Source organism: Rhodococcus ruber, assembly GCF_027270735.1.
Classification (GTDB): domain Bacteria; phylum Actinomycetota; class Actinomycetes; order Mycobacteriales; family Mycobacteriaceae; genus Rhodococcoides; species Rhodococcoides rubrum_A.
This window is the reverse complement of sequence record NZ_JAPWIJ010000002.1, coordinates 402,866-429,438: the sequence shown is the minus strand read 5'-3', so window position 1 is coordinate 429,438 and position 26,573 is coordinate 402,866. Positions and strand designations below refer to the sequence as shown.

General features: G+C 62.7%; 32 protein-coding genes. 13 read left to right on the top strand and 19 right to left on the bottom strand.

Translation table 11 applies throughout. The annotated features are described in order from the left end of the window. Positions 1-81: 81 nt before the first annotated feature. The 3 genes from O4220_RS05815 (at position 82) to O4220_RS05805 (ending at position 2,125) form a co-directional block, all read left to right on the top strand. A complete protein-coding gene (locus O4220_RS05815; protein ID WP_269602711.1) occupies positions 82-1,110 on the top strand; it encodes an ABC transporter substrate-binding protein in 1,029 nt (342 codons plus the stop codon). Between the two features lie 105 nt (positions 1,111-1,215). Next, positions 1,216-1,506 (top strand): hypothetical protein, encoded by a 291-nt coding sequence (locus tag O4220_RS05810; protein WP_269602710.1) that lies wholly within the window; start codon positions 1,216-1,218, stop codon positions 1,504-1,506. A gap of 109 nt (positions 1,507-1,615) precedes the next feature. Beyond that, on the top strand, positions 1,616-2,125 hold the full coding sequence (locus O4220_RS05805; RefSeq protein ID WP_269602709.1) for a GNAT family N-acetyltransferase: 510 nt from the start codon (positions 1,616-1,618) through the stop codon (positions 2,123-2,125). Positions 2,126-2,142: 17 nt separating this feature from the next. Here O4220_RS05805 and O4220_RS05800 read toward each other — a convergent pair whose 3' ends face one another. After that, the gene (locus tag O4220_RS05800; RefSeq protein WP_269602708.1) at positions 2,143-2,760 is read right to left on the bottom strand and encodes a class I SAM-dependent methyltransferase; all 618 of its coding nucleotides are present in this window, start codon (positions 2,758-2,760) and stop codon (positions 2,143-2,145) included. A gap of 102 nt (positions 2,761-2,862) precedes the next feature. Beyond that, positions 2,863-3,744, bottom strand: coding sequence for a sensor domain-containing diguanylate cyclase (locus O4220_RS05795; protein WP_269602707.1), 882 nt, complete (start codon positions 3,742-3,744; stop codon positions 2,863-2,865). A 164-nt stretch (positions 3,745-3,908) separates the two neighbouring features. Between O4220_RS05795 and O4220_RS05790 the strand changes: the two genes are divergently transcribed. After that, positions 3,909-4,343 carry a hypothetical protein gene (locus O4220_RS05790; protein ID WP_269602706.1) on the top strand — a complete coding sequence of 145 codons (435 nt, stop codon included), beginning with the start codon at positions 3,909-3,911 and terminating at the stop codon, positions 4,341-4,343. Between the two features lie 15 nt (positions 4,344-4,358). Here the strand turns inward: O4220_RS05790 and O4220_RS05785 are convergent, their stop codons facing one another. Both O4220_RS05785 and O4220_RS05780 read right to left on the bottom strand, forming a co-directional pair. After that, positions 4,359-4,757 (bottom strand): type II toxin-antitoxin system VapC family toxin, encoded by a 399-nt coding sequence (locus tag O4220_RS05785; RefSeq protein ID WP_269602705.1) that lies wholly within the window; start codon positions 4,755-4,757, stop codon positions 4,359-4,361. Next, entirely contained in the window at positions 4,754-4,987 is a 234-nt protein-coding gene (locus O4220_RS05780; protein WP_269602704.1) for a type II toxin-antitoxin system Phd/YefM family antitoxin, read from the bottom strand. Before O4220_RS05780 ends, O4220_RS05785 begins: the two co-directional genes overlap by 4 nt. Positions 4,988-5,115: 128 nt before the next feature. On the opposite strand from O4220_RS05780, the gene O4220_RS05775 reads away from it, so the two are divergent. Both O4220_RS05775 and O4220_RS05770 read left to right on the top strand, forming a co-directional pair. Further along, positions 5,116-5,433, top strand: a complete 318-nt coding sequence (locus tag O4220_RS05775) for a hypothetical protein (RefSeq protein ID WP_269602703.1) — start codon at positions 5,116-5,118, stop codon at positions 5,431-5,433. A gap of 194 nt (positions 5,434-5,627) precedes the next feature. After that, positions 5,628-6,596, top strand: a complete 969-nt coding sequence (locus O4220_RS05770; protein ID WP_269602702.1) for an AurF N-oxygenase family protein — start codon at positions 5,628-5,630, stop codon at positions 6,594-6,596. On the opposite strand, the gene O4220_RS05765 is transcribed toward O4220_RS05770, so the two are convergent. Genes O4220_RS05765 through O4220_RS05750 form a run of 4 tightly spaced genes read right to left on the bottom strand, consistent with a single transcriptional unit; the run spans position 6,569 to position 9,502 of the window. After that, positions 6,569-7,312 carry a TetR/AcrR family transcriptional regulator gene (locus tag O4220_RS05765; RefSeq protein WP_269602701.1) on the bottom strand — a complete coding sequence of 248 codons (744 nt, stop codon included), beginning with the start codon at positions 7,310-7,312 and terminating at the stop codon, positions 6,569-6,571. The genes O4220_RS05770 and O4220_RS05765 overlap by 28 nt on opposite strands. Before the next feature lie 35 nt (positions 7,313-7,347). Further along, entirely contained in the window at positions 7,348-7,905 is a 558-nt protein-coding gene (locus tag O4220_RS05760; protein WP_269602700.1) for a copper resistance CopC family protein, read from the bottom strand. 20 nt (positions 7,906-7,925) lie between these two features. Next, positions 7,926-8,282 (bottom strand): ArsR/SmtB family transcription factor, encoded by a 357-nt coding sequence (locus O4220_RS05755; RefSeq protein WP_269602699.1) that lies wholly within the window; start codon positions 8,280-8,282, stop codon positions 7,926-7,928. A gap of 14 nt (positions 8,283-8,296) precedes the next feature. Beyond that, a complete protein-coding gene (locus O4220_RS05750; RefSeq protein WP_269602697.1) occupies positions 8,297-9,502 on the bottom strand; it encodes an MFS transporter in 1,206 nt (401 codons plus the stop codon). A gap of 111 nt (positions 9,503-9,613) precedes the next feature. Here O4220_RS05750 and O4220_RS05745 point away from each other — a divergent pair, with 111 nt between their 5' ends. Next, a complete protein-coding gene (locus O4220_RS05745) occupies positions 9,614-10,840 on the top strand; it encodes a PAS domain S-box protein (RefSeq protein ID WP_269602696.1) in 1,227 nt (408 codons plus the stop codon). 179 nt (positions 10,841-11,019) lie between these two features. Here the strand turns inward: O4220_RS05745 and O4220_RS05740 are convergent, their stop codons facing one another. The 5 genes from O4220_RS05740 to O4220_RS05720 form a co-directional block, all read right to left on the bottom strand. Further along, the gene (locus tag O4220_RS05740) at positions 11,020-12,003 is read right to left on the bottom strand and encodes an ornithine cyclodeaminase family protein (RefSeq protein WP_269602695.1); all 984 of its coding nucleotides are present in this window, start codon (positions 12,001-12,003) and stop codon (positions 11,020-11,022) included. Between the two features lie 2 nt (positions 12,004-12,005). Further along, positions 12,006-12,926, bottom strand: coding sequence for an ABC transporter substrate-binding protein (locus O4220_RS05735; RefSeq protein WP_269602694.1), 921 nt, complete (start codon positions 12,924-12,926; stop codon positions 12,006-12,008). 37 nt (positions 12,927-12,963) lie between these two features. Next, positions 12,964-14,424: an MFS transporter gene (locus O4220_RS05730; RefSeq protein WP_269602693.1), complete on the bottom strand. Its 1,461-nt coding sequence runs from the start codon at positions 14,422-14,424 to the stop codon at positions 12,964-12,966. 176 nt (positions 14,425-14,600) lie between these two features. Further along, a complete protein-coding gene (locus O4220_RS05725) occupies positions 14,601-15,200 on the bottom strand; it encodes a GntR family transcriptional regulator (protein ID WP_269602692.1) in 600 nt (199 codons plus the stop codon). 276 nt (positions 15,201-15,476) lie between these two features. After that, on the bottom strand, positions 15,477-15,725 hold the full coding sequence (locus O4220_RS05720) for a hypothetical protein (RefSeq protein ID WP_269602691.1): 249 nt from the start codon (positions 15,723-15,725) through the stop codon (positions 15,477-15,479). A gap of 397 nt (positions 15,726-16,122) precedes the next feature. Between O4220_RS05720 and O4220_RS05715 the strand changes: the two genes are divergently transcribed. Next, a complete protein-coding gene (locus O4220_RS05715) occupies positions 16,123-16,593 on the top strand; it encodes a nuclear transport factor 2 family protein (RefSeq protein ID WP_269602690.1) in 471 nt (156 codons plus the stop codon). 289 nt (positions 16,594-16,882) lie between these two features. After that, the gene (locus tag O4220_RS05710) at positions 16,883-18,484 is read left to right on the top strand and encodes an ABC-F family ATP-binding cassette domain-containing protein (RefSeq protein WP_269602689.1); all 1,602 of its coding nucleotides are present in this window, start codon (positions 16,883-16,885) and stop codon (positions 18,482-18,484) included. A gap of 14 nt (positions 18,485-18,498) precedes the next feature. On the opposite strand, the gene O4220_RS05705 is transcribed toward O4220_RS05710, so the two are convergent. Then, entirely contained in the window at positions 18,499-18,840 is a 342-nt protein-coding gene (locus O4220_RS05705; RefSeq protein WP_269602687.1) for a hypothetical protein, read from the bottom strand. Positions 18,841-18,884: 44 nt separating this feature from the next. On the opposite strand from O4220_RS05705, the gene lepB reads away from it, so the two are divergent. Beyond that, positions 18,885-19,634: a signal peptidase I gene (gene lepB / locus O4220_RS05700; RefSeq protein WP_420030331.1), complete on the top strand. Its 750-nt coding sequence runs from the start codon at positions 18,885-18,887 to the stop codon at positions 19,632-19,634. 11 nt (positions 19,635-19,645) lie between these two features. Here lepB and O4220_RS05695 read toward each other — a convergent pair whose 3' ends face one another. Further along, positions 19,646-20,023 (bottom strand): PLD nuclease N-terminal domain-containing protein, encoded by a 378-nt coding sequence (locus O4220_RS05695; RefSeq protein WP_269602684.1) that lies wholly within the window; start codon positions 20,021-20,023, stop codon positions 19,646-19,648. Positions 20,024-20,274: 251 nt separating this feature from the next. Between O4220_RS05695 and O4220_RS05690 the strand changes: the two genes are divergently transcribed. Further along, positions 20,275-21,006: an alpha/beta hydrolase gene (locus O4220_RS05690; protein WP_269602683.1), complete on the top strand. Its 732-nt coding sequence runs from the start codon at positions 20,275-20,277 to the stop codon at positions 21,004-21,006. Between the two features lie 19 nt (positions 21,007-21,025). Here the strand turns inward: O4220_RS05690 and O4220_RS05685 are convergent, their stop codons facing one another. The 4 genes from O4220_RS05685 to O4220_RS05670 all read right to left on the bottom strand — a co-directional run bounded on the left by O4220_RS05685 (position 21,026) and on the right by O4220_RS05670 (position 24,781). Beyond that, on the bottom strand, positions 21,026-21,376 hold the full coding sequence (locus O4220_RS05685; protein ID WP_269602682.1) for a hypothetical protein: 351 nt from the start codon (positions 21,374-21,376) through the stop codon (positions 21,026-21,028). A gap of 200 nt (positions 21,377-21,576) precedes the next feature. Next, the gene (locus O4220_RS05680; RefSeq protein ID WP_269602681.1) at positions 21,577-22,335 is read right to left on the bottom strand and encodes a hypothetical protein; all 759 of its coding nucleotides are present in this window, start codon (positions 22,333-22,335) and stop codon (positions 21,577-21,579) included. After that, positions 22,332-23,666, bottom strand: coding sequence for a glycosyltransferase 87 family protein (locus tag O4220_RS05675; RefSeq protein WP_269602680.1), 1,335 nt, complete (start codon positions 23,664-23,666; stop codon positions 22,332-22,334). The genes O4220_RS05680 and O4220_RS05675 overlap by 4 nt, the downstream gene beginning before the upstream one ends. A gap of 125 nt (positions 23,667-23,791) precedes the next feature. Continuing rightward, positions 23,792-24,781 (bottom strand): EamA family transporter, encoded by a 990-nt coding sequence (locus O4220_RS05670; protein ID WP_269602679.1) that lies wholly within the window; start codon positions 24,779-24,781, stop codon positions 23,792-23,794. Positions 24,782-24,922: 141 nt separating this feature from the next. Here O4220_RS05670 and O4220_RS05665 point away from each other — a divergent pair, with 141 nt between their 5' ends. Then, positions 24,923-25,420 carry a MarR family winged helix-turn-helix transcriptional regulator gene (locus tag O4220_RS05665; protein WP_269602678.1) on the top strand — a complete coding sequence of 166 codons (498 nt, stop codon included), beginning with the start codon at positions 24,923-24,925 and terminating at the stop codon, positions 25,418-25,420. Positions 25,421-25,442: 22 nt separating this feature from the next. Beyond that, positions 25,443-26,453 (top strand): methyltransferase, encoded by a 1,011-nt coding sequence (locus O4220_RS05660; RefSeq protein WP_269602677.1) that lies wholly within the window; start codon positions 25,443-25,445, stop codon positions 26,451-26,453. The last annotated feature ends 120 nt before the right edge of the window (positions 26,454-26,573 follow it).

The following is a 26,573-nucleotide window of genomic DNA, read 5'->3' as shown; positions in this document are numbered from 1 at the left end:
TGTGAGCCGAACGGGGTGGTGGCGATCGCCAGGGAAGCTAAGGCTAACCTATAAGTCCGATCGCCGACATACAGGACATTCATGACTCACCGCGCAACTACTCGATTCGCTGCCGTGCTCACCGCAGCGGTGGCCGCATCCATCGCACTCGCAGGCTGCAGTTCCTCCGATACCGCCGAGGCTCCGACCGCGGAATCTTCCACCGGCTCGTTCCCGCTGACCGTGCAACACATGTACGGCGAGACCACCCTCGACGATGTGCCTCAACGGGTCGCGACCTGGGGCTTCGGCACCACCGACGCGGTACTCGCCCTCGGCGTCGTACCCGTGGCCATGCCCTCTGCCGAATACGGCGGCGGAGACGATCTGATCTACCCGTGGATATCCGACGCGATCGACGCGAGCGGCGAGCCGGCACCGATTCTGCTCGACAACGTCACCAACGCCTTGACGGTCGAGAAGGTGCTCGCCGCCGATCCCGATGTGCTGCTGGCCCCGCACTCCGGTCTGACCCAAGCCGAATACGACGCGGTGACCGACGCCGGGATTCCCGTCGTCGCCCCGCCCGAAGAGCTGTGGTCGACGCCGTGGCGCGATGTCATCACCACCACGGGCGTTGTTCTCGGCGTTCCGGATCGAGCCCGCGATCTGGTGTCCGATCTTGACCGGCAGGTGAGCGAGGCCGGTGCACGGCATCCCGAATTCGACGGCCGATCGATCGCATACGTGTCCGAGGCCGCCGACGTGTACTACCTACTGTTGCCTTCCGATCCTCGGGTGGAGCTGCTCGAGAACCTCGGCTTCGTCTCGCCTGCATCGGTGACCGACCTCGCGACCGACGACGCCACGTACTCGACCACCGTCTCGGCGGAGAACATCTCGAAAATCGACGCTGACGTGGTGTTCACTCAGGTCGACACCGACGACGCCCTGCAACAATTCGTCGATTCGCCTGTCTCGCGCCAGATTCCGGCGGTCGCCGCAGGTGCAGTCGCCGGATTCGTCGGCCAGGAAGCCGGAGCTGCAGTAGGCCCGACGGCGTTGTCGATCCCCTACTTCCTTCCGACTCTCGTCGACGGTCTCGCAGCCGCCGTCAACAACGTCGGCTGAGTACTGCCGAGAAGCGGAAGGGGCGGCGACATTCGGAAACGTCCGGATGCGTCTGTGCACGAGTAGTCTGACCGCGATGTCCGTCCGTCGACTCCGGGAGTGCACATGACCTCACGCTTGCCCGACGTGTTCAGCCCGTCGGCCATGCAGTACGGCGAGACCGTCAGGGTGGACGACCGCACGACCGTTCTGCCGGTATCGCGTCGATCGACTCGGGGAGCAGAGACCGCCGTAGGGTTGTTCACCATCACCGACGGCACGGCGACGTGGACTCCAGCTGTGGATATGGGCCGCATCCACCTGATCGGTGCGCTCACCGGCCTCATCGCTGCGACGTTGGGATGTGCGGCGGTCCTGAGGCGGCCGCCGTGGCCGAACGTCACCATCGATCGTTGAGGTCGGTCACGCCTGACGGAGCCCGCCCAGCTCGCGGCGTCGACTCGGGCACTCGGTGAGCTGGCGTCCCACGTGGGCAATCTCGCGGAGGAACGCTAACTTTGCGGTTGTGTTCACCGACATCGAAACTACCCGGCTGATCCTGCGTCCCCTGCGTGACGAGGATCGACTGGCGATGGTGGAATTGCACACCGATCCCCGCACGACCCGGTTCCAGTCGGACCCGCCCGACGTCGCGCAGGTCGACCTCCTGGTCGACTCGTGGCTCGCACACTGGACAGAACACGGGTACGGGTACTGCGCGGTGAGCACCCGTGCCAGCCCGGACGTGATTGGGCTGGCAGGGGTTCGGGTTCGTGATTTTCACGACGAACGTGTGCTGAACCTCGCGTACCGCTTCAGCCCCGAGGTGTGGGGCCGCGGCTACGCAGCGGAGGCGGCACAAGCAATTGTGGACTGGCGCGCCCGCACGCTCCCGTGGGTTCCGTTGGTGGCGAGCGTGAATGTGGCGAACGAACGCTCGGGCCGAGTAGCCGAACGCGTCGGTTTCACCGAGTACACGGAGGAGTTCTACGACGGTGCGCACTCGCGCCACTACCGACTCGATGCGATCCAGTGAGACGCTGCGACGCCGGATCAGATCCGACGCGTGACCCGAACCACCGCGTCGCGCAACGTCTTCGAGTGCACACCGGTGCCGGCTACCGTCCTGGAACGTTCAGCTGCGGTGTCGACGCGCCAGGAGGCGTCGAACAGGGCGGTGATGTCTTTCGCGGTGACGGTGGCCTCGTGCGGCGGCTGCTCGTCGCTCCCGTGTGAGTGGTGATGCCCGCCGTCGTGGAGGTGCCCGACGATGAGCAACGAACCGCCCGGTGCCACCCACTGCGAAATGTGTCGATAGAAGTCCAATTGCGGAATCGACGGATGCGCGTAGTGGGTCATCACCAGATCCCACCGCTCGGTCGGGTTCCAGTTCGTCAGATCGGCTTCGATCCAGGTGACATCGACTCCTGCCCTCGTCGCTTGCTCAGCCGCAGTGGTCAGGGCCGCACCGGAGATGTCCGCACCGGTGACTCGCCAGCCCTGTCCGGCAAGCCAGATCGCTTCGGCTCCGGCGCCACAACCTGCGTCCAGCGCGGTGCCGGGCCTCGATCCGGCTGTTTCCTCCACGAGGTACGGATTCGCTGCGACGGTGTGGGATGTTCTGTCATCCCAATGGTGCTCCCAGTAGTTCTCGTCGAAGGCGTGCGTCATTCCATGGCCTTTCGTGGTCGTGTGTGACGTCAGAGTGGCAGCCCGGACATGCATCTGGCAAGTAATATTGCTGAATCGGCAAGTTCTGCTGCACTCTGGGTGTCAGCGAGGTGCGTCGGTGACCATTCGGTTGCGGCCGGCGCGTTTCGCCTGAAACATCAGTGCGTCGGCTCTGTCGAGTGTGTTGCGAAGACCTTCGTTGGGTCGCTGGACCGTGTACCCGGCGGAGAACGTCACCCCTGAAGTCGCGGTGGCGGCGGCAAGAGCCTCGAGTGATTGAAGAGCGCCACGACGATCGCAGTTGCGGAGAGTGATCACGAATTCCTCTCCGCCCCATCGTGCTAGCAGCCCATCGTCGCCGATGCAGTGACGGGCAGTCGACGCGAAGTCTCGGAGCAATGCATCGCCGGCTGCGTGGCCGAAGTTGTCGTTGAACTGTTTGAAGTGGTCCAGATCGAGAACCGCGACGGCTGTGTCGACCGAATCGCCGTCGACGACGGACACCGCGTAGTCCGACCACCCGCGACGGTTGAGTGCCCCGGTCAGCTGATCTGTTCGGGACGCACGCAGGATGCCGTCCTCGACTTCCTTTCGTTCGGTGATATCGAGAGCGGCAGCGAGCGTCCATTCGGCATCGGACGGGCCGGTGAAAGGAACCAGAGTCAGGAGGACCCAGCGAATCTCGTCGTTCGGCCGGACGAACCTCACTTCGAGCTTCACTGATTTGTCCGCGGCCGTCCCGGCGGCCATCAGATCCTCGACGCTGCTGTGGAGTGCGAGGTCGTCCGGGTGAGTGTGCACCGTCGCGGATCGACCCAGCAGTTCCGAGGAGGACAAGCCGACGAGTTCGCAGTAGGCGGTATTGACGTCGACGAACAATCCGTCGGCGTCGGAGAGAGCCTGGGCCACGGGGCTGGAGGCGAATATGCGCCGGTACCAGTGATCCTCCACGACGCAACGACCTGCTTTCTCCCCTTCCTGCATCGCGAGTCTAGTCGAGGCCCGTTCGAGCCCACCGGCACTTCCGTCTTGCGGGAACTGTCGCCAGCGGGCAGTAAAACTGGCACGAATGTACGACTTTTGGGAACCGTGTGCCGTCGGCCGCCGTCGAAGTAGTGGGGGCAGCAGACCGACGATGGGGGTTTTCGATGATGACGAAGTGGCGAGAAGTGACGAGCGCCGAGTGCCAAGAAGATTTCGACGATCTACTCGACGTGTGTGTCGAGATCGCCGCAGAACGAATCGGCGAAAACTGGGGACTCGACCCGGTGGCTGTCGTCAATCACATCTCCCTCGGGCAGCGCGTACTCGCGTCCCCTCGTTCGGAAGGTGCGACGGAGACGAGCGTCGTGGTGCGTAACCCTCTCGTCGATCTGTTGCGAGCCGCCGCCGTGGACGTGCGGTCGTACGCCATCGTGTCCGACGCAACCGCCGAGGGGGCGTCGGACACACATCTCGAGGTTCTGCTCGAACACCGCGAGTACGCGATGCAGATACGCGTCCCGTACATGATCTCCGACGTGAGAGCATTCGAGTTGGGACCGATGAAAGCTGCTGTGGGACAGAGATTGTTGTGGGGTTGAGTGTGGGCGAAGGCGTCAAGCGCGGGTGTCGAGCGTCGGTGTCAACGCTCCGTCGATGACGGTACGGTCGCTCGTGACGATGGTGAGGCGACGACGAAGGGCTTGAGCCACGATCATTCGGTCGAACGGATCGTTGTGATTCCAGTCGAGCCGCCCGGCCGCCGATGCATCCGCGGAGTCGATCGCAAGATCGGTCGCGTTCATTGCTGCCAAAGTCTCCGCCCATGTCGACAAGAGCGTTTCGCCGTCGAGTCGGCCGATTCGAGTCTTGATGGCGATCTCCCACGCCGAGGCTGCCGAGACCACCAACTCGTTCCCCTGATCGGCGAGGGTGGTCCGCACGGCGTCGGACATCCTGTCCGGATCGGTGACGAGCCACAGCAATGCATTGGTATCGAGCAGGAACGAGGTCACTCCGATGATCCCCACGCGGTCAGTTCGGACGGGGGCAGGGGTTCATCGAACGACTCCGGGACAACCAGGCCGCGCAGCTGACCGAAAACACGCGGTGTCGGTTGGGCGGGCGTCAAGACGGCAACTGGCCGACCGTGGTTGGTGATCGTGACCGAGATGCCGGTTCGCTCCACCTCGGCCAAGATCGCATTGAGCCGCGTCTTGGCCTCTGTACTGGTGATCGTCCTCATCTGGCGAGCCTAGACCAGTACAACTGGTCCGAATAGTGCTTTTCCGTGTTGGCTCGTCCAGGGGATTAGCACCCTAGACCGCTGAGTGCCAAAATAGAGGCACATTCTTGTCTGAAAGGAGTTCGACAGTGACCGTCACCTCTTCCAACCTCGATGCACGTGAGTTGGACGAAAATACGCCGCCGAAGTGGTGGACTCGGCGCATCCGTTCACGCGCTCAGGTGACTGAAATTGCCGTCATGTTCGGCGCGATGTCGATCGTCTCGTTCTGGGCCGCCGGGCTGGGCATCGCCGCCGGCGTCATTGCCGTTGCTACTGCGCTGTGGGCCGATCGCACCCCCGATCTCACTGGCGAGCGCGCCGAACGCACCGATACGGCGTTGGCTATCGGCACCGGAATTCTCGGCATCGTCGTCGGCGTGGGCTTCCTTGCGATGGTGCTGTAGAGCGACGTCGTCGCACGTGCACGGAAACTCGTAACCCGCTACGAGGTTCTATGCACGTGCGGCGAAGCCTCTCTCGCGGTGAGAATTCTGCGAGTATCTGCGACGGTCCGTTGCACTAACTCGATTTATGTGTGACGCTGTGTTGCGTACATATTCTTCGTACTCATTGTTCGGACGCAGGCGGAAGGACCACCATGACTGCAGTCGACGACTCACGAACGCACTACCGCGACACCTTGCATGCGCTGTCGACGGCATCGGTGCACCAGCACTTCGACGCCTTCCTCGACATCCCGTGGGACGAGCCCGAGTACGCGATCGTGCCCAACGACCCGCGCTGGGTGCTGCCCGACGCGGACCCGCTGGGACACACCGACTGGTACAAGTCACTTCCCCTGGACCGGCAGATCCACATCGGCATGTATCGCCAGGCCAGCATGGTCAAGGTGGGATTGCAGTTCGAGCAGATCCTGATCAGCGGCCTCATGCACTACGCCCTGACGTTGCCCAACGACTCACCCGAATTCCGGTACTCGACGCACGAGGCCACCGAAGAGTGCCACCACACTCAGATGTTCCAGGAACTGGTGAACCGCATCGGCATCGACGTGCCGGGCGGACCCGCATGGTTCCGCAAGATCGTGCCTGTGCTCGCGCTGTTCGCCAGCCGATCGGCTCCGTTCGGATTCTTCGTCGGCGTCCTCGCGGGAGAAGAGCCGATCGACCACATGCAGAAGGGCGTTCTGCGTGCCGGTAGCGTCGGGCACCCACTGGTCCAGCGCGTGATGCAGATTCACATCGCCGAGGAAGCCCGCCACATCGGCTTCGCACATCAGTTTCTGCAGTACAAGGCTCCTCGTCTCGGCCCCTTCGAGAAGGCGTCGATCTCGATCCTCACGCCGATCATCATGCGACTGCTGTGCGACGTCATCATGAAACCGAGCAAGCAGATGCGACGCGAACTCGACATCCCCGCCGAGGTAGTGGACGCAGTGTGGTGGAACAGCGACTCGTCACGAAAAGTCTTGCGTGACACCTTCGGTGACGTCCGGATGCTCGCCGGCGAGCTGGGACTGATGAACCGAGTCTCGAAGCGAGTATGGCGCGCTCTCGGTATCGACGGACGGCCGTCGCGCTACCGCAGTGAGCCGTCGTTCGGCTGAGTTTCTCCGGCGGTGTCGAGAGGGACTGTTTCGAGAGGGACTTGGGGGATCGCGATTCCGCGGGACGCCCCGAGTCCCTTGACCTGAAGCCAGATGGTGTCGGCCAGGAACGTCGCGAAGTGGTCCAGGCCGGTACGCGATTCGGTTTGCCCACTCCAACTACGCACCGCGCCCATGCATCCGGAGACCAGTCCGGCCACCCACGGCCGCACCAACGACCAGTCCTCGGGTGACAGATCCGCGTTCACGATCGAGAGGAACGCGGCAACGCTCACCTCCAACTGCTCGGCCAGCATCGCGTTGGTTTCTTCGAGGGGCGTGGGCGATTCGGCGCTGACATCCTGCTCGACGAAACGCGTCCACGCGGGATGTTCGGCAACCCATCGCACGTAGGTACTCACCACACGGTGCACCACATCGCGGGGAGTACCGGTCAACTCGAACGAGGTGACCAGGGCGGCCGTCAACTGGTCGCAGATGGCCCGCTGAATGGCGGTGTCCAAATCGGTGCGATCCCGGAAATGACGGTAGAGCCCGGTGCGATGTACCCCGGCCTCCGCGGAAATCTGAGCGGTGGTGAGCCGTTCACCGGGTGCGATATCGCGGGCCAGCACCGTCATGGCGGCGGCGATGATATGACGTCGACGATCGGTGTTGTGCTGTTCCCAACGCCGCTTACGGCCGTCGGACTTGGGGCGTGACCCACCGTCGCTCATGCTGCATGTTCTCACGTCCGCACTGGTCGAGGCTCTCAGTGGGTGCGTTTACGCAGCGCGAACAGAACACCTGCCGCACCGACCACGGCCACCACCGCTCCGATCGTCCAGAGTGGGAAGCCGCTGTCGGTGTCTTCGGTGTTCGCTGCGGTTCGGGCCTCTGTGTCCTGAGAAGTGGGTGTTGCGGCCTCGTTGGTGAAGTCGAGGTCTGCGACCGGCGGTGCGGCAGCTGCCTGGGTGAGTTGGAACGGGATGCTGCCGGTGATCGGATGCCCGTCGGCAGAGACCACTCGGTAGCCGATGGTGTATTCGCCCGCCGCGCCGAGGCCGTCGAGATCGACCGTCACCGTGCTGCCGTCGACGACGGGATCCGATGCTGCCCAATCGATCCCATCGGGTGCGATGACGGTGACGGTGGCGAAGTTCGACTCCACAGCCTGGTTGAACGTCAGGGTCACCTCGTCCGGCGCGGTGTCGAACACGGCATTCTCGGCCGGGTTGCTCGACTGCAGAGCCGCGTGCGCCGACGCCGGAGCGATCGACAGTGCCGTTGCGACAAGGGTGAGAACGGCAATCACTGCCAGGCGTTTCATCGGTTGCTTTCTTGTTGTGGCTATTCGTGTGGAGGTTCGCCGGTTACCTTGTGGTCGGCGAAATTGAGGCCCTCCCGCACGAGACGGGCGAGGTGGCCGTCGGCCAAGCGGTAGATGACGTTCCGGCCCTCGCGTCGCGTCTCGACGAGTCCGGTGAATCGGAGTTTCGCCAGATGCTGGCTGACGGCGGTACGCGACGTTCCGGTCGCTGTCGTGAGTGCGCTGACGTCGGCGGGGCCGCGATCGAGCAGCCAGAGAATGTGGAGTCGGGTGGGATCGGACAGCATCCGAAACGTGTCGCTTGCCGTCGCGAGGCGCGCCGAGTCCGGTAGGACGGCATGATCGAGACTGATGCGCGGTTCCTTCTTCGGTGGCATCGAACGTCTTCTCCCTACGCGGAGACGACGACCGGATCACGGGAGCGACTCCACAGGCGTGCTGCGGACAGTCCCGCTAGTGTAGCCAAGCCGGTGAGCACCGCAGCTGCGGTGAACTGTCCGAATTGCGCGCCCACCCAGCCCGCGACCGGATACGTGATCAGAAACGCCGCATGAGACAGCGAGAACTGCGCGGTGAAGATCGACGTTCGAGTGGTCTCGTCGGATTCGCGACGCAGAATTCTCGCCGACGGCGTGTTGATCATCGAAGTTCCGATGCCCAGTACCGACCACGTCGTGGCGAGAGCAATCCAGGCCGGTAGTCCTCCACCCAGGGTCGAGACCGCCGTTGCTGCGGCAGTTCCCGCGACGGCTACTGCGGCGCCGGTGAGCATGAGGCGGTGGTCGTCGATAGATCTGAGGGCTCGCGGGATGAACAGTGCTGCGACCATCGACCCGGCACCGTAGAAACCGAGCGCGATGGCAAGTTGACTGTTCGAGCCGCCGAACAGATCGCGAACGTAGACCACGGAGTTGACGGTCACCAGCGCGGTGGCTGCGGCAACGACCGTGTTCAGTGCCAGTAAGCCCTGCAGTTCATTGTTTTTCACAAATGTCGTGATTCCGTCGGTCGGCCTGTTGCGTTTGGCCGCAACGTGTTTCGGCAGACGAGTCCCGATCACCATCATTGCGGAGACGACGAAACCCAGTGCCGTCCCGACGAACAGGGTGTGAAAGCTGATCACCGTCAACAGCGCAGCTGCGATCAACGGGCTCACCAGCGATTCGAGGTCGTAGGCGAGCCGGGACAGCGTCAGTGCCCGGGTGTACTGCTGTGTGTCCGGAACGACCGCCGGGATGACGGCCTGGAAGGTGGGTGTGAAGGTTGCCGACGCTGCCTGCAGAACGAAGATCAGGACGTAGATCTGCCAGACCTGATCGACGAAGGGCAACGTCAGTGCGGTGAGTGCCCGCACGACATCCGCGGTGACGAGTACGAGCTTGCGGGGGAACGAGTTCGTCAGAGACGAAACGATGGGGGCGACAAATACATACGCGATCATCTTGATCGCCAGCGCGGTGCCGAGGACCGCTCCGGCGGAGCTGCCGGCGATGTCGTAGGCGAGTAGGCCCAGGGCCACCGTCAGCAGTCCGGTGCCGATCAGCGCGACGACCTGCGCCGTGAAGAGGCGTCGGAATGCGAGGTTGTCGAAGAGCATGTACTCAACGTACACATATGTGCGCACTTGCGCACTCATGGGGGTTGTTGCAGGCCGAGAGTCGAAACTTTCGGTACCGTTGCGCAGTCGGCGTCACAAATGGGGTGGTTCATGACTGTCACGCGTAATTCATCGAACGAGGTGATGCGCCGAGCCGTCGATCAATTGCCGTCGATGATCGGGTACTGGGACAGCTCGCTCCGAAATGTCTTCGCAAACCGCATCTATGCCGCCTACTTCGGTATCGAACCGGCGGACTTGGTCGGTAAGCACATCAGCGAACTGCTCGGCGAGACGCTGTATCAACTGAATTTGCCCTACATCACCGGTGCGCTCGCTGGTGAACAGCAGCAGTTCGACCGGACACTCATCGACGTCAACGGTGCCGTGCGCGTCACTCAGGCCACCTATGTGCCCGATGTCGTCGACGGTGTTGTCGTCGGATTCACCGCGTTGGTCGTCGACGTCAGCGCTCGCGCCGAGATCGAGCGTGAGCGAGATCGCGCGATGCGACTGTTTCGAATCACGATGGAGAACGCCCCGATCGGCAAAGCTGTGATGACAGACGACGGACGATGGCTCCAGGTGAACAAAGCCCTGTGCGAACTGCTCGGATACACCGCAGAAGAATTGCAGCAGAAAACGTTTCGCGACATCACGCATCCCGACGACATTCCCCTCGCCGACGAACATCTCAAGGGGCTGGCCGACGGGACACTGACGAACGTGGCGTCCGAGAAGCGGTACATCCGCAAGGACGGTGCCACCATCTGGGTGCAGCGCAACGCGACCGTGGTGCGCGACGCCGAGGCCGGCGACGTGATCATTGCCCAGATTCAGGACATCACCGCACGCAAAGTTGCTGAGGCGACACTCGAACGCCAACTGCTCATCGACGACCTCACCTCACTGGGAAATCGCCGACGACTGATGTCCGAGCTGAACAGTCTCCGGGACTTGTCCAGCGATCGCCCGGTCGGAATGCTCTTCGTGGACGTCGACGCCTTCAAATCCATCAACGACAGATTCGGTCATGCAGTGGGCGATCGCGTACTCGCCGCCATCGGACGCCGGATCCTCGACAATGTCCGCGCGCAGGACACCGCCTGCCGAATCGGTGGCGACGAATTTGTCGCCCTGCTGCACTCCGCCAAATCGGCCGAGGGAGTCGAACGCCTCGCCGACCGAGTTCGCAGCCTCCTCGCCGGCCCCTACGACATCGACGGCACCGACATCCCGGTATCGGTGAGCGTCGGATGGAGTTGGGAACCGACCACCGACCCGGACCACCTGCTGCGTATCGCAGACGAGCGAATGTACTCGTCGAAGCGCGCCTGAGATCCGGATCAATGTGGGTTTCAGTCGGTCAGAGTGCAACAGAGTCGCATTCATCCGCCGGTGGTGTGCGTGGCCGGTGGGGTGCGTGGCCGGTGGGGTGCGGGGTGGTGGGGTGCGTGGCCGGTGGGGTGCGGGGTGGGTCGGGTCTTTTGCACACGCGCGCGCGTGTGCGGACGTGGTTACGACGTCAGATCGAGCTCGAGTCCCACTCCGGCGGCGCGGGCGCGCTGGACGACCAACTCCGCAACAGCGAGATCCTCGAGTCCGATCCCGGTGGAGTCGAAGAGTGTGATCTCCGCGTCGGTAGAGCGTCCGGACTTCCGACCGGTAATGACGTCGCCGAGTTCGGTATCGAAGTGGCTCTCGTCGACGGCCCCCTCGGCGATCGCCAGTAGTGCGTCGCCCGACTTCGACAGGGCTGTGGCGGTGCTGTCCACCACCACCCTCGACTGTGCCATGGCGTCACCGTCGACCTCGCGTTCGTTCGGACGGGGCGCGGCGCCGACGACGTTGAGGTGAGTGCCGGCGATCAACCACTGCCCGAACAGGATCGGCTCGACCGACGGAGTGAGCGTGCAGACGATATGGGACTGTCGTACAACGTCTTCGACCGATAGGGCGTGGTCGATCTTCAGGTCCAAGTCCGCGAGGCTTTCGCGAAACCGTTCCACGGTATCCGCAGATCGCGACCAGACCACGACGCTCTCGATATCGCGTACGCCGTGTAGCGCACGGACGTGTTCGACGGCCAAGTTACCGGCGCCGACGACGCCCACGACCGAGCTGTCGTTACGTGCGAGGTGCGCAGTGGCCACGGCACTGGCGGCGGCCGTGCGAATCGCCGTGATCGCCCGGCCGTCGAGCATCGCGACGCACTCGCCGGTACGAGTGGACGTCACCAGCATGGTCGAGCGCTGCCGGGGAAGGCCGCGAGCGCGGTTCCCCGGCAGGTCCGACAACACCTTCACCACCGCGAGCTCGGAGGTGCCGGACTGCGCCACCATGGGGATGATCCGACCGTCCTCGGTGCCATTCATCGACGGCGGGGCCGGATTCTGAGCGGCACCCGTGGACAGGTCGGCCAAGGCGCGCTCGACTGCGGTGAACACTTCACTGCGGTCGAGGAGCGCCGATATCTCCGAATGGCGCAGCACGAGTGTCATGGTCAGCCGACCGCCGTGAGCTCGGCTGCGTCGACGACGCGCGAGGTAACCAGGTCTGCGAACGCCGGTGCAGAGCGAACCATGCCTTCTTCCTGCAAGATTCGCATCCAACGATCGCTGGCGTCGCCGTCGATACGAACGGTGTCCCAGGTCTGCGACTGCTGAATTCTGGTGCAGGCCGCAGAGAGCGTCGACATCGCGATGTTGGGCCAGTGCTCAGCGAGCAGCGGCTGAAGCTCGGTCACCGGGGTGGCCTTGAGGGTCGCCATGGCGGCGTCGAGACCTGTCGCGAACTTCACCAGACGCTCTTCGAGTTCCTCGAAACGATCTGTGCGGCAGTAGTACACGCTGTTCGGTCCGAGTCCGCCGACCTCGGCGTATTCGACGACGATGTGCCCGGTGCCGCGATCGGACATGATCTGAGCGGTAGTGATGTCGAGAATGATCGCATCGCCCAGGCCGTCCTCGAACAGTTCGACGAACATCGGCGTCGACAAGTCCCGCAAGAAGGTGGTGCGAGACGAGTCGACTCCACTCTCACGCATCATGCCCGCGGTGATCGCGTACGGTGCACTACCTCCGATTCCCGGAGCCAGCACGGTCTTTCCGGTCAGCAACGACCAGTCGAATCCATCCGGTGTCGGTTCCCGCATGACGAGGGCTTTGGGAAACTGGTGATTGAGCTGTGCAAAGACGGTGAGCTGTCGTGATGTGCCCCAATACATTCCGGGGACCCATAGGCCACCGAGAGCGATATCGGCTTCGCCGCTGGCGAGGTCGTCGAGCACGCCGGTCCATGGATCGCAGGCCTTGGCGTGGACGGACAGGCCGTTGTCTGCGAAAAGCCCGGCGTGATCGGCGTAGTACTCGGGGAGGTAGTTCAGTCCGTGCGCGGTAGCGGAGATGGACAAGGAATCGGTCATGGTTGGCACTTCTTTCTTCGATGTGTGACGGACTGAATTACGCTGCGACGAGCTCCTTTTCGTTCACCGCCTCCAGTGATCGGCCGAAGGTCTCCGGGCCGAACTTCGCGGCGACGACGAGGAGGACGTACATGCCGGCGATCATCATGAAGACACCAGCGACACCGGCGATATCGAAGAAGAACAGTGCGGCGAACGGCATGACGGCTCCGGCGACATTGCCGATTCCGTTGACCACCGATGTGCCCATTCCGCGGATGGAGGTGGGGAACAGCTCGGGTGTCCATACCGAGAGCATCGTGTTGAGCATCATGGTGAAGAACTGGAAGATTGCGCCGAGGATCAAGATGGTCGCGACGCTGTTCGCCAGGGTTGCGAAGGCAATGGCGGAGATGCAACCGAGAGCCGCAGCGGTCATGACTGTGGGACGCCGACGGACTCGTCCGGCCAAATAGCATGCTGCGCAGGCCCCGAACAGGCTGCCGATATTCATGATCATCGTGAACAGCAGTGAGTCGGTGAGGGAATAGCCGCGGGAGACCAGCAGAATGGGCATCAGGAACAGCAGCGTGACCTGAGCACCGAAGGACATCCACGACGCGGCTCCGACGGCGGCGGTGCGGCGCAGGTTCTGTCCCTTGAACACCTCGGCGTAGGACGTCTTCTCGGTGCTGGGAAGAATGTCGTCGGCTGTGACGAATTGCTTTGTGGGACCTGGGTTTCGGAGTCCAGCGATCGATCCGCTGGCCAGCCGGGTGAGGCTGCGGTTGGCGTCGTCGACCCGGCCTTTGGACATCAGGAACCGAGGAGACTCGGGTAGATAGCGACGGAAGAAGACAACCAATACGGCCGGCAGCGCGAGAATTACGTAGGTCCAGCGCCACGAGGTGTCGTCGCCGCCGAGGATGCCACCGAGCGGGCCGAGTACCAGCATGAAGAAGCCGAACGAGGCGATATTGCCGATGCCGCCGGACGAGATGTTGAGCGTCGCAAGCAGTGAGCCGCGGTGCCGGGTTGCAACGAGTTCGGCGAGAATGGCCAAGCCGACAGTGAATTCGCCACCGAGGCCTATGCCGACGATGAAGCGGCTGGCGAGCAACATCTCGTAGCTCACGGCTGCGGCGCTGATCAGACCGCCGAGGGTGTAGACGAGAAGGTTGAGGCTCAACGCAGTTCGGCGACCCCAGCGGTCTGCGATGTATCCGCCGACGAGGCGTCCCACGAGACCGCCGATCACGGTGGCCGTGTTGATGAGAGTCAATTGAGCGTTACCGATTCCGAGTGATTCCTTGATGAGCGGACCCATCGCGCCGGTCGAGTTCTGCTCCAGGCTGTCGAAGAACAGCCCTGCCATCAGTAGCAGGATCACGGCACCCTGCACTCGGGTGAAACCGATGCGATCGAGCGCATTGGTCAGTCCTGATGCGGGTGCCGGCGGCGTGGGCTCGTTCGGTGGGATGGGAGTAGGTGGGACGGATTCCGAGGTAGAGGCAGACATGGTGTGCTCCAGCGGGCTGGCAGGCACCGGCAACGGATGTTTCCGGTGAGTCGCCTCTCGTAACTCTCCGAAACGACTGCCTAATTTGTATACAAAAAGTGTGTCATCTCAGTTATCTCCCGCTACGAACACGTTAAGAACTGGATATATCCTCAAAATTGTATACGACTACACCGTCAGTTCTCGCTGGGGGTCTCGTCGCGCCGAAGATGCTCGTCCATCAAAAAACCGGCTTGTACGGGCGAACCGTTCAGGATCGCCGCGGCCAGGGCTGCGTGATCGTGGACGGACGCGCCCGGATCGTGGCCGAGACCCCACGCCACCCGGCGATTGACCCCGGCCAGCATCTCGCGCAGTTGGTCGTTACCCGCCGCTATGGCTACCAGGTCGTGAAACGGACTTGTCACGTCCGGGGCGGCCGACTTCGACCGGGCACCCTCGACGACTGCAGCAAGCTCGGCCGCGACGGAGCCACCCCTGTTCTTGGCGGCAAGCTGGGCAGCAAGCACCTCGAGCCCGTGCCGAACTTCGAGGAGTTCTTTGTTCTCCTTGTGCAGCGTTGTGGAGACCGTCGCACCTCGATAGCGAACGATGGTGACGAAGCCCTCGGCTTGCAGTTGAGCAAGCGCTTCCCGCACGGGGACCCGAGAAACGCCGAACGCCTTGGCAATCGACTCCTCGACCAGCCGCTCACCGCCTACGCGACGACCGGACAGAATCTCGTCACGCAAGGTTTGGGCAATCGTGCCGCCGGGAGATTCGCCATCTGGATACACGAGGTGGAGTCTAGATCGATCGACGGTGACACCGCTCCGGTCGACGCCGTCAGTCCAGACGGTTGAACCATCCCCCGCCGCGGAGTCCTGCGCCACCCAGCCCGTTGGCAGTTCGCGTACCGGTCCACAGTCGCTCGACGTTCTCGGACACTGTCGCGATGTGATCGCCGTCGAGGGTGACGACTGCTTCCGATACATCGAGCCCGGGGATAGCGGTAACGAGTCTCGGCTTCCTCGAATCTCATCAGCTCGGATGAATCGTGCCGAACGGTCGACCTAGGTTCGCTGGTCGTGCTTGTACGCGAGATAGAGGTACAGAATTCCGGTGATCGCGCCGCCCAGGCATCCGACGGCGATGTCGAGGGGAATCGAACCGAAATCGACCACCAGTTGAGCCAGGAGGAATCCGATCGCCACCGCGGGGGCCAATGCGAGAGCGTTGATGTAGTCGCTGCGAGTAGCGCCGCTCTTCTTGCTCATCGGGCCGGTCATCACGTACTGGCGAAACGTTCGCTGGTTCGACACGTGGATCCTTCTGTGGTGCAGTCGGTACGGTAACAATATACCGAGCGGTCGAATTTGTCCGATTCGAGTGATGAGGCGGGAACACGTTGCGTGCGGTGATCTTCTTGGTAGTGCTGGGTGTTGTGTACAAGTGGCCGCTGTTCGGTGACAGTCCTGGCGAATGGTCGGCGCTGTCGCAGGGCGTCGCCTTCGGGGCGATCGTGAGTACGGTCGCGACACCCGCGGGCTGGAGGGCCATCCGCCGCATCAGAAGCCGACTCGATGGGTCCTATCGCTCGGATTCTGAAGTCCTCGAGTGAAATCGGGTGCATCCGACCGCGCTGAGCGCGGTCAGATGCACCCAACTCGATCGCCAGTACCCGTTGCGAGCGGGATCTCCGCGAGGCACACTTTTGGAATGCAGGGTGAGGCTGAACCGAATCGGTGGTCGGACAGTCAAGAAGTGCTGGCTGTTGTCAACGAGTACTTTCGTAGCCTCGACGATCGTGAACTCGACACCGAGCATCTCCGTCGTATTTTCGGTGACGATGGCCGGATCATTCGGCCGGACGACACCACCACCGTCGGTCCCGAAGCGATCGGGCGGACGCACACCCACAACTTCTCACGGTTCGAGGCCACCCAGCACCTCGTCACCGGTCACACCATCACGATCGACGAAGATCGGGCCCAGTTTCGAGCGAACCTCGTGGCGATACATATCTGGAAGGATCGACCGAAGGGCAACCTCGACGATCGCGCATTCACCGCGGGAGGTGTGGTGACCGCGGCCCTCGACCGGACGTCCAATGGTTGGCGGATATCGACGCTGCACCTCGGTGTCGTCTGGCGAACCGGTCACTTCGGCGACATGAGGCCATCGCATTGACGCGTAACCTCCGGGCGTCCAACGGCAACCGGGCGTTCGAATCGCAAGCCTGAAACCTCAACTCGATTCGACAGCTTCATCGACTCGCTTCCAGAAAATGGGTGGCAGGCCAGCGATGCTGCTTGCTACCGTCGCAGCATGCATTTGATCTTCGAGTGACGGACTACGTCAGCACCGCCGAGCGTCGGGAATACCGGCGTCGTGTGGTGCTGTCTTTCTCGGACCGTCGTGGTCCAGTCCCGTCAACTCGCGCGCACTTGTTCTGGTGCGCTTGCTATTTGGAGATCCAATGCCACATTCAGCAGTTGTTTCTGCGCGCTCCGACGCGCAACTCATCGCCTCGAACATCACTGTCACCTTCGGTGCCTCAACTGTATTGAGCGGTGTCGACATCGCTGTGACTGCCGCGTCCCGGTGGGCGATCGTGGGCGAGAACGGGCAGGGCAAGTCAACTCTCCTGAAAGTCTTGGCCGACAGGCTGACGCCGGATTCCGGCTGCATGTCATGCGTCGGAACTGTCGGAGTAGCCGAGCAGGAGATGGTCACCACAGACGAACGGACAGTGGGTGAGGTGCTTCGAGAATCCGTTGCCGATTCGATTCTGGCTTTGGCGAATCTCGACGCCGCCGCGGAGGATCTTGCAACTGGCGTCAAGGGAGCCGAGCAGAGTTACTCCATCGCATTCGAGCGAGTCGAGTCTCTCGATGCGTGGGACGCCGAGCGAAGGGTGGACATCGCTCTCGATGGCCTCGGCGCAGTGAGCGACAGATCTCGGCTACTGACCGAACTTTCGGTCGGACAACGGTATCGGGTGAGACTGGCATGCCTGCTCGGCGGGAATCACGATTTCTTGCTGCTCGACGAGCCGACCAATCACCTCGACCGAGCAGGACTCGACTATCTGACAGCCCGTCTTCGAGCCCGTGCAGGCGGCGTAGTAGTGGTCAGCCACGACCGAGCGCTGATTTCCGATGTCGCGCAACAGATTCTGGACCTCGACCCGACGCCGGACGGCCGGCCGCGCGTCTACGGGGACGGATACGACAGCTATCGGGCCGGGCGCGCCGCAGAGCTGGTCAGGTGGGAGCAGGAGCATCGACTGCAGTTGGCGGAGACAGCCCGACTACGCGAGGATCTGAGCAAGGCGCAGAACAGACTCGTCGGCAGTTGGAGACCCGACAAGGGCACGAACAAGCATCAACGTGCCACTCGCGCCGGTGGTCTCGTCCGGAACGTGCACCGTCGGCAGGAAGACTTGGAATCGCAGCTGCTTCCTGTCCCCGAACCCCCTCAGCGGCTGAGGTTTCCGAGTATCGATGCAAGATCCGGAGCCGCCCTGTTGATTGCGGACCGTGTCGAAGTAGAGGGTCGGCTGAACGGGCCGGTGTCGCTGAACCTGGAGGCGGGTGGCAAGCAGGTGGTGACCGGTCCCAACGGGACGGGAAAGTCCACACTGCTGGCGGTGTTGGCGGGTGAGTTGGATCCGACGGCGGGGCATGTTCACATTTCTGACGCTGCACGAGTGGTACTGCTGCGGCAAGAGTCCGCGCTACCGCCGGAATGTTCGGCAGGGCAGTACTTTCGGTCCTGCAGTGGTACGACGGTGTCGTTGTCCTCACTCGGTCTGTTGCGATCGAGGGAGACGAGCAAGCGAATCGGGGAGCTCTCCATGGGTCAACAACGTCGACTCGAACTCGCGCTCGCACTGGCCCGCCGCCCACACGTCCTGTTGCTGGATGAGCCGACGAATCACCTGTCCATTGCTTTGGTGGACGAATTGACCGAGGCGCTGCACGCAACCGACGCGGGGGTGGTGGTCTCTACACACGATCGACAGATGCTTCGGGACCTGAGCGACTGGAATGCCGTTGACCTCGGGGGTGAACGGTAGACGCGGGGTCGGCATCATCGATCTCGCGGATCAGAGTTCGGCAATTGTCTGTTGTGTGCAGCGGTGATGACGGTGACCGGGACCGCTACTGCGGCAACAAGAGCAACCAATCCAGCGACCATGGACGGCATGGCGTTTCCATCGTCCCAGAGGGAAATCAAAACTGTCCATGCACCGATCACGGTGACGGCCTGGGCCGCGACCCGGACCGCTGTGACCTTCGGAGGGGACGCGACCGCGAACGTTCCGATGAGCATGGGCAAGTAGTGCCCTTCGTTCACGCGCGACAGTTGTCTGGTCGCGACGGTCATCATGGCCGCCCCCGCGGCAGTCAATACGATGCCCAAAAACAACATGCCCAGTACGATACGCAACAGTCGAGCTCTAGGCTGCCAGGATGATGATGTCGAACGAGAACAACATCGACGATGCCCCACGGCGCCGCATCCCGCCCTGGCTTCGTGAGACGGCCGTCCTCGTCGTCGTCGCGCTTGTTCTGAGCGTGCTGCTGCAGACGTTCGTCGGCCGGGTGTACTTCATTCCGTCCGAGTCCATGGAGCCGACGCTGCATGGGTGCACTGGATGCACCGGCGATCGAATCATCGTGGACAAGATGACCTTTCGCTTCGGAGAGCCGCAGCCCGGTGATGTGGTGGTCTTCGAGGCACCGACCTCGTCGTGGAACCTCGGCTACAGCTCGACGCGATCGACCAACCCGATCGCCAAGGCCTTGCAGGACGCAGGTTCATGGGCCGGACTGGTTGCGCCCGACGAGAACGATCTCGTGAAGCGAGTCATCGCCACCGGCGGGCAGACCGTGCAGTGCTGCGACTCCCGAGGTCGCGTCGAAGTCGACGGGCAGCCTCTGGACGAGCCGTACGTCGTCATGGACTTCCCGTTCGTCGAGAACGCGCTCACGTGCGAGACAACGCCGCAATCCGGTCGCTGTTTCGGCCCGGTGACCGTGCCGTCAGGCAATCTCTGGGTGATGGGCGACAACCGGAGCGGCTCAGCAGATTCCAGAGCTCATGCCAGGGATGAACTGGGCGGCACTGTTCCGGTCGACGATGTCATCGGCAAGGCGCGTCTGATCGTGTTGCCGCCCTCGCGGTGGGGCAGCATCGATTCGCCGTCGATCCAGCCACGCTGAGCGAGAGAGGATCAGAACCCGAGATCGCGTTTGCGACGTTCACGCTCGATGTGACGCTGTTCTTCGGCCCGTTCCCGGCAGCGACGCAGAAACTCGGCGTCGGCTTCAGGATTCTGTGCAGCTTGTCGACCCGGTCGCGTTTCGTACTCCGGAAACGCGGAGTTGCTGGCCCGCCGGTAACCGGAGCCACCCCCGGGGCCTCCCCAGATTCCGTGGCCGATCGGGCGTCCCGCGAACAGCCAGGCCAATGATCCTGCAAACGGTAGAAACACCACCAGCAGCAGCCAGACGATCTTGGGGAGATATCGCACCCCGCCGTCATCGGCAGTGATCACGTCGATCAGGCAGAACACCCACAGCAGCATCACCAGCAAACCGACGTACGGCATTGGGATCCTCCACGCTCGAGACCATCCGGTCTGTTGTATCGAGCATCGTAGCGGGGTCGTCGGATTTTGGACAGGCAGAATAATCGTTGGCTAAGAGCCCGTGCCGCTTGTTAGCGTCTATGAGCCGTACACGAACGAGGAGGTGATACCCGTGAACGCAGTACCGACATGGGTGCTCCTCCGAAGTGGCACGATCTGACAGCAGGTCGGTCCGGGAGCGCCGTTGATCAGCATTCCCGAAAGGCGCGACCATGCATTTCACGTCCGAACAACGTCTCGATGATCACGTTCTCGAACGCAAGTTCACCCTCGGCGACATTCCCGGAATCCTGTGGACTCCGGTCTTTCACACCGCTCCGACACCTTTGATTCTCATCGGCCATCCCGGTGGTCTGGACATGATGTATTCGCGTCTTGCGGCTCGGGCACGCCATGCGGTGGCTGCGGGTTACGTCGCGGCCACCATCGAACTACCGGGCAGCGGGGACCGTCCGCGATCCGACGTCGCCGAGGAAGCTCGAGCAGATTTGCGAAACGCGATCGGAGCCGGCGAGCCGGTCACCGACGACATCATCGACCGACTCGTCCTTCCGTTGGTCGAGAAGGCGGTACCGGAGTTGCAGGCCGCTCTGGATTCCCTGCTCGCTCTCCCGGAAGTTATTGGACCTGTCGGCTATTCGGGAGGTGTGGCGGCCATCGGCGTCAGACTCGCTGCCGTCGAGCCACGCGTCGCGGCGGCGCTGCTGTTCGCCGGTAGCTACGTGCCCCGAACCATGTTCGACGAGGCCGAACAGGTGAGAATTCCGCTGCAAGTTCTTCTGCAATGGGACGACGAAGGAAACGACAGGAACATGGCGTTGAATCTGTTCGACGCCTTCGGCTCGACCGAGAAAACGTTGCACGCCAACATGGGTGGGCATACCGGCGTCCCGCACTTCGAAGGCGATGATGGAAACAGATTCTTCGACCGGCATCTGAAGTAGTCGCACGAGGTCGGGTCTATCAGTGACCCTCGCAGTAGATGAACAGGGAGGACCCGCGCGCGCCTCTGGTGAACATCACGGAGACGGGGTCCGCCCCTCCGTGCGGCGGCCGTGACGTGGACAGCATTTCCGATTCGCAGGTGAAGCCCAGCGTGGTCCAGCTCGTCTTCGTTGCGGTACCGCACGCGGCCGATTGGAGCGGGGGATAGGACGGGTTGGCCGCGGTGATAGCCGGCCCGTCCAATTCCTTCGGTGCGTCGAATCGAGCGGACCACGCGGGTTGGCCCACGAACTCCGCATACTTGATGCCCTGAGTGAACTCGAAGCCATCCGGCACCGTGAAGGAGATCTTCTCCAGCTCGTGCGACACATCGTCTCCGTCCATGGGCATGGGCTTGCCGATCTCGGGTCAGGATGTCGTATGCGGAAATCGGTAGTTCACGGAGGGGTCCCAATCCTGCGACTCGTCGACACCCGTCCAATTCGATTGCGATCCTGGCAGTTCCGGAACCGTCGGGGCGACGCAGGTCGGTCCGGGCAAACCGTGTAGCGGAAGTCGAGCACCTCAGGTTACCCAGCCTCGCGTCGCGCAGCGGTCGGATGCCGCACCCACACATTCGGTTCGGTGTACACGGCCGTCCCCTGCTCCACGTCGGCTATCACCGGTACCAGTGCCCCCGGCACGTGCACCGGCCCGGATCGGTCGAACGGCAGACCCGTCCACTCCCGCCACTCGTCGAGTGTTCCCGGCACAACCATCGACCGCGGCGCGACACTGTCGATGCGACCGCCTGCACGGACGTGGACGCGCAGCCACGGGTCGACCGGCAAGCCGTCCGGCCGAGTTCGGTGGATATACGACGCGATCGGTTCCTCGAGATCGGTTCTGCCGTTGGGGCGGAGCGGAGCCACGAGTTCGCTGAACCCCAGTCGTCCGGCGTTGTCCCGAAGGGCGGCCAGCAGGGTCATCGACAGGCTTCGTCCCTGGGAGCTCGAAATCAAGGAAATCTCGAGCGCCGACACAACATTGGCGGTCTCGCCAGTGAGCCGAGTGGAGATGCCGCGTCTGATCGCGCCGTCCCAGCCGTCGGCGGGAAGCGCGGTGGCGTCGGGCAAATGAAACGGTATGGACACGGCCTTGCCGACCACTGCACCTGCCTCGTCCTGACACACGAGGACGTGGTCGGCGAACAGCGCGAAGACGGCGGGATCGAAATACATCGAACCGATCGGATCTTTGGTCATGAACGTCGGCCAGGACGACTGCATGTTCCACAGTGGTTCTACGAGATCAGGACGATCGGCGAGAACTGAAACGGTGACGGTCACCTGTTCACTGTGCCGCGGTGGAACGATGACAGCAGGGTGACGGCAATGGTTGCGAAAAACACTGCTGGGTAGGTGAACTGAACGGCCGCCTCGAATGCGGGGGACCCCTCGAACATGAAAATTCCGATTGCCTTGATGCCGCGGTAGTCGGTGAAGTACCAGGCGATCATGGGCAAGGCAACCGCTACCGGTGCCAGCCAGCTCCACCACGTGCGGTGTCGCCTCGCGTAATCGAGGGCGACGATGGTCAACGGTATGCACCAGACCCAATGATGTCCCCATGCAAAGGGTGAGACCATGGGCGTTGCGAGTCCACAGATCACCAACGCCAGCAACGTCTTACCCGCTTTGTGAGTGCGTGCAGCGGTCCACAATGCAAGGGTGGCGATCACGGCGGCACCGAGAAACCACACCAGGAACGGTGGCGTATGGCCCGGCCACAACCGCGCCAGCGCGCCGTGGATCGACTGGTTCGCCGGTGATGCGAGTGCACCGATCCGCTCGGAGTCGACCATGGTCGCTGTCCAGAACTTCCAGGAATCGGAGGGAATGATCAGGAAACCTGCTGCAACGGTGACCATGAAGGTGGCACTCGCGGTAACCGCCGCACGCCACTGCCTGATGGACAGCAGGTAGAGGACGAAGAACGCGGGGGTCAGCTTGAGCCCCGCGGCAATTCCGACACCGACACCGCGCAGGCGACTGCCCTCGCGTCGGCTGAGATCGAACAGAACCAATACGAGCAACAGCAGGTTGATCTGCCCGAGCCAGATGGTCATGCGCACGGGCTCGAGCCAGGTGAACGCGATCGCCATCGGCGCGCTGACGAGATACATTCCGCCGCTGCGGTATCCGAGAGTGCGCCAGCTCAGGACTACCGTTGTGTAGACCAGAAGCACATTGATGACCTGCAGCAGTGTCACAGCACTCGTCACGGTGAGCAGCGCCAGCGGGGTGAAGAGCAATGCTGCGAACGGCGGGTAGGTGAACGGTAGTCCGATGTCGAACAGTGCAAACTCGTAGAGCGGCTGACCGTGCACGACGACTTCGCCGCCGTGCCGGTAAACGATGGTGTCGATTCCGTTGCCGAAAATGCCGAACGGAATTTTCCACCCCAGGAAGTACGCATGTGCTGCGATCGCGATGCACGCTGCAAGCACCGACCCCGCCAGCCACCGCGTACCGAACCGATGCATCTGCGGGGATGGGACGGACTCGACCCGGGTACTCGGAACAACCTGTGCGCGTGCGCCTGTGGTGTGCGTCTCGCGCGCGGCATGCATACGCGGTCCAGATTCGGCGCGTTGTGACATGAAGCTGGACGACGTCATGGAGGCCACAATAGTTTGCGATCGCTGTGACCAGGGGCGCGACACGGACTGACCGGTCGTTTTATGGAGCGGTCCTCACGACGCGCCGGGTGCAGTCCCTGAATCGACGCCACGAGCCGGATGCACTACTTGTTTCTGGACGTGAACAAGGAATTCCGTTGGAATCGAGATCGGTTCGACGAGCCGTGTTTGGTGCCGGCCGAATCGGCGTCGGGCCCACGTCGCACGAACTGCCCGGCTATAGAGCCTATGAGCGCGATGCCGAAACCGATGCACTGAATCCCGGTCATGTTCTGTCCCAGCGCAACCCAACCGATGATCGCCGCAGTCAGTGGACTCAACACGCCGAGGAGTGTGACCTTGGCGGTGGGAAGAGCGCGAGCACCGCGAAACCACAGCGAGTAGGCCAACGCGCCGCCTATCACCGCGAGCCAGGTATAGCCGACTACAGCCTCGGTATCGATTGCCCATGGACCGTCGTCGACGATCGGAATCAGCGGAGAGATGACAATGCCGCCGACAAGTAATTGCCACGCAGTGGAATTGAGCGGACTGGTGTCGGGTGGCACGCCCCAGCGCTTGGTAAGGGCGACGCCGGTTGCCATGCTGACGGCCCCGACCACGGCGGCGGCGAGGCCGATGACGTCGAGTCGGATTGCGCCGGACCCTGCTGTCAGCGCAACCCCGACGACGGCCATCGCAGCCCATCCAACCTGGATCGGGCGCGTCCGTCCCCAACCGAAGATCGCCGATATCGCGACGATGACAAGCGGCTGCGCGGACCCGACGACGGCGGCGATTCCACCGGGTAGCCGGTAGGCGGCCACGAACAACATGGGGAAGAACAAGCCGATGTCGAGAACGCCGAGGGCTGCAGTCTTCAGTCGCCACCCCTTGCTGGGGATGCCCGGTGCGACGAGCAGCAGAAGTAACCCGGCGGGCACTGCACGCAGGACGCTGGCCGTCATCGGCCGATCCGGAGGAAGAAGTTCGGTGGTCACCAGGTATGTCGTGCCCCAGAGGATGGGCGCAAGTGCGGCAGCGGCCGTCAATCCGAGAGTCGAGGGCGCGACGTTTCGCGGGAGGCGTCGAGCATCGGTTGGTTGTGTGTGCATGCGAGGTGTCCGCATTGTGGGCTCATCTCCGGGACGTTCTGGGCAAAATCTTAACGCTGAACTATCTAGCGTTAAACGGTAGAACCGGCGTGGCAGAATGTCAAACAATTGAGTGCTGAAGTTTTGAAGGGTGGTGGGTCGATGGCAAACGAGGCACTCGACGCAGTGGACCGGATCGTTCAGCAGTGGCAGGCCGAGCGGCCCGATGTGGATGTCAGTCCTATGGCCGTTATCGGCCGCATCGGCCGAGCAGCGTCCGTTCTGGACAAGCGTACGCAGGCAGTGTTGATCGAATTCGGTTTGCAATCAGGTGAATTCGATCTGATCGCGACGCTCCGGCGCGCTGGGTCTCCATATCGCCTCACCGTCGGACAGCTGTTGGACAACGCGATGGTGACGTCGGGCGCTGTCACGCACCGTTTGAACCGGCTGACCGACAAAGGGCTGATCGAACGAGAAATCGACCCCACCAACCGTCGGGTGGTCATCGTGCAACTGACGCCGGCGGGAGTTGCGGCAGTGGACGCCGCGCTGCCCGCGCATGTGGCCAACGAGGAAGCTCTGCTCAGGTCACTGAATCCGGATGAGCGAAGCCAACTTGCAGAATTGTTGAAAAAGCTTCTCGTGGATCTTCGGTAGAGGTGGGATATCGTTGGCACGCATGGGGGATGGCATAGCTGGACAATCGATCATGTCCATGGCCGACTTGGCCACACCGATGTCGATCAGGGTGGCAGCGTCACTCGATCTTGCGGAACATACCGACGGCGACGGAGCCACACTCGGGGACCTGGTGGCCGCGACCGGAGCGTTCGCACCCGCCCTCGATCGGCTGCTCGCTCACCTGGTGACCGTGGGGGTCTTCGAGTTGGATCCAGAATCCGAAAGGTATCGCCCCAGCCGGCTCGGTCAGCAGCTGAAAGCCGATGCCCCAGAGGGAATCAAGCCTTTACTCGACATTCGTTGTGCCGGGGGCAGAGCAGAACTAGCCTTCGTCGACCTGCTCGATACGATCGTCAGCGGATCGCCGGCGTATCCGCTCCGGTACGGCCGCGACTTCTGGGCCGATCTCGACACCGAACCGCAACTGAGAGAATCGTTCGACGCGCAGATGAACTGGCGCTACAGGATTCAGGCCATCCAGATCGCCGAGCGTTACGACTGGGGCCGGTTTACCGACATCTTCGACGTCGGGGGCGGCGACGGCCAGTTGCTTGCGACCATTCTCGAGGCGCACCCCACCGTTCGAGGTCGGGTTCTGGACCTGCCGCCCACGGCCGCTGCCGCTACGAAGAGGCTTTCGGCAGCAGGGTTGTCGGATCGCGCTACATCGGTAGCGGGGAACTTCTTCGATCCGATCCCTACGGGCGCGGCCGCCTACATCCTCTCCGACGTACTGCACGACTGGGACGACGACCACGCCCGTGCCATCCTCGAGAATTGTGCACGTGCCGCTGGTGCCGACGCTGCCGTAGTGGTGATCGAAGCAGCAGCGGGGCGGGGGACCAGCACGGCCTTCGATCTGTTCATGTTGATGTGCTTCGGGGGACGCGAGAGAACTATCGTGCAGCTGACCGAGCTTGCAGCGCAATGCAATTTGAGGCTGGAAGGGGTAGCTCCGATATCGGACGGACGAACTGCGTTGGAGTTCAGATCGACAGTTCTCGTGTGATGGATCGTCGAGTCGGCCTTCCCGCCCGGAAAACTGTGGCAATTGCTGTCGTATGAAGACATTCGACACGTCGAAAGGCGCATGAGCGCCCGTAGTCATGTCATTTGCGGTTCCAGTGCG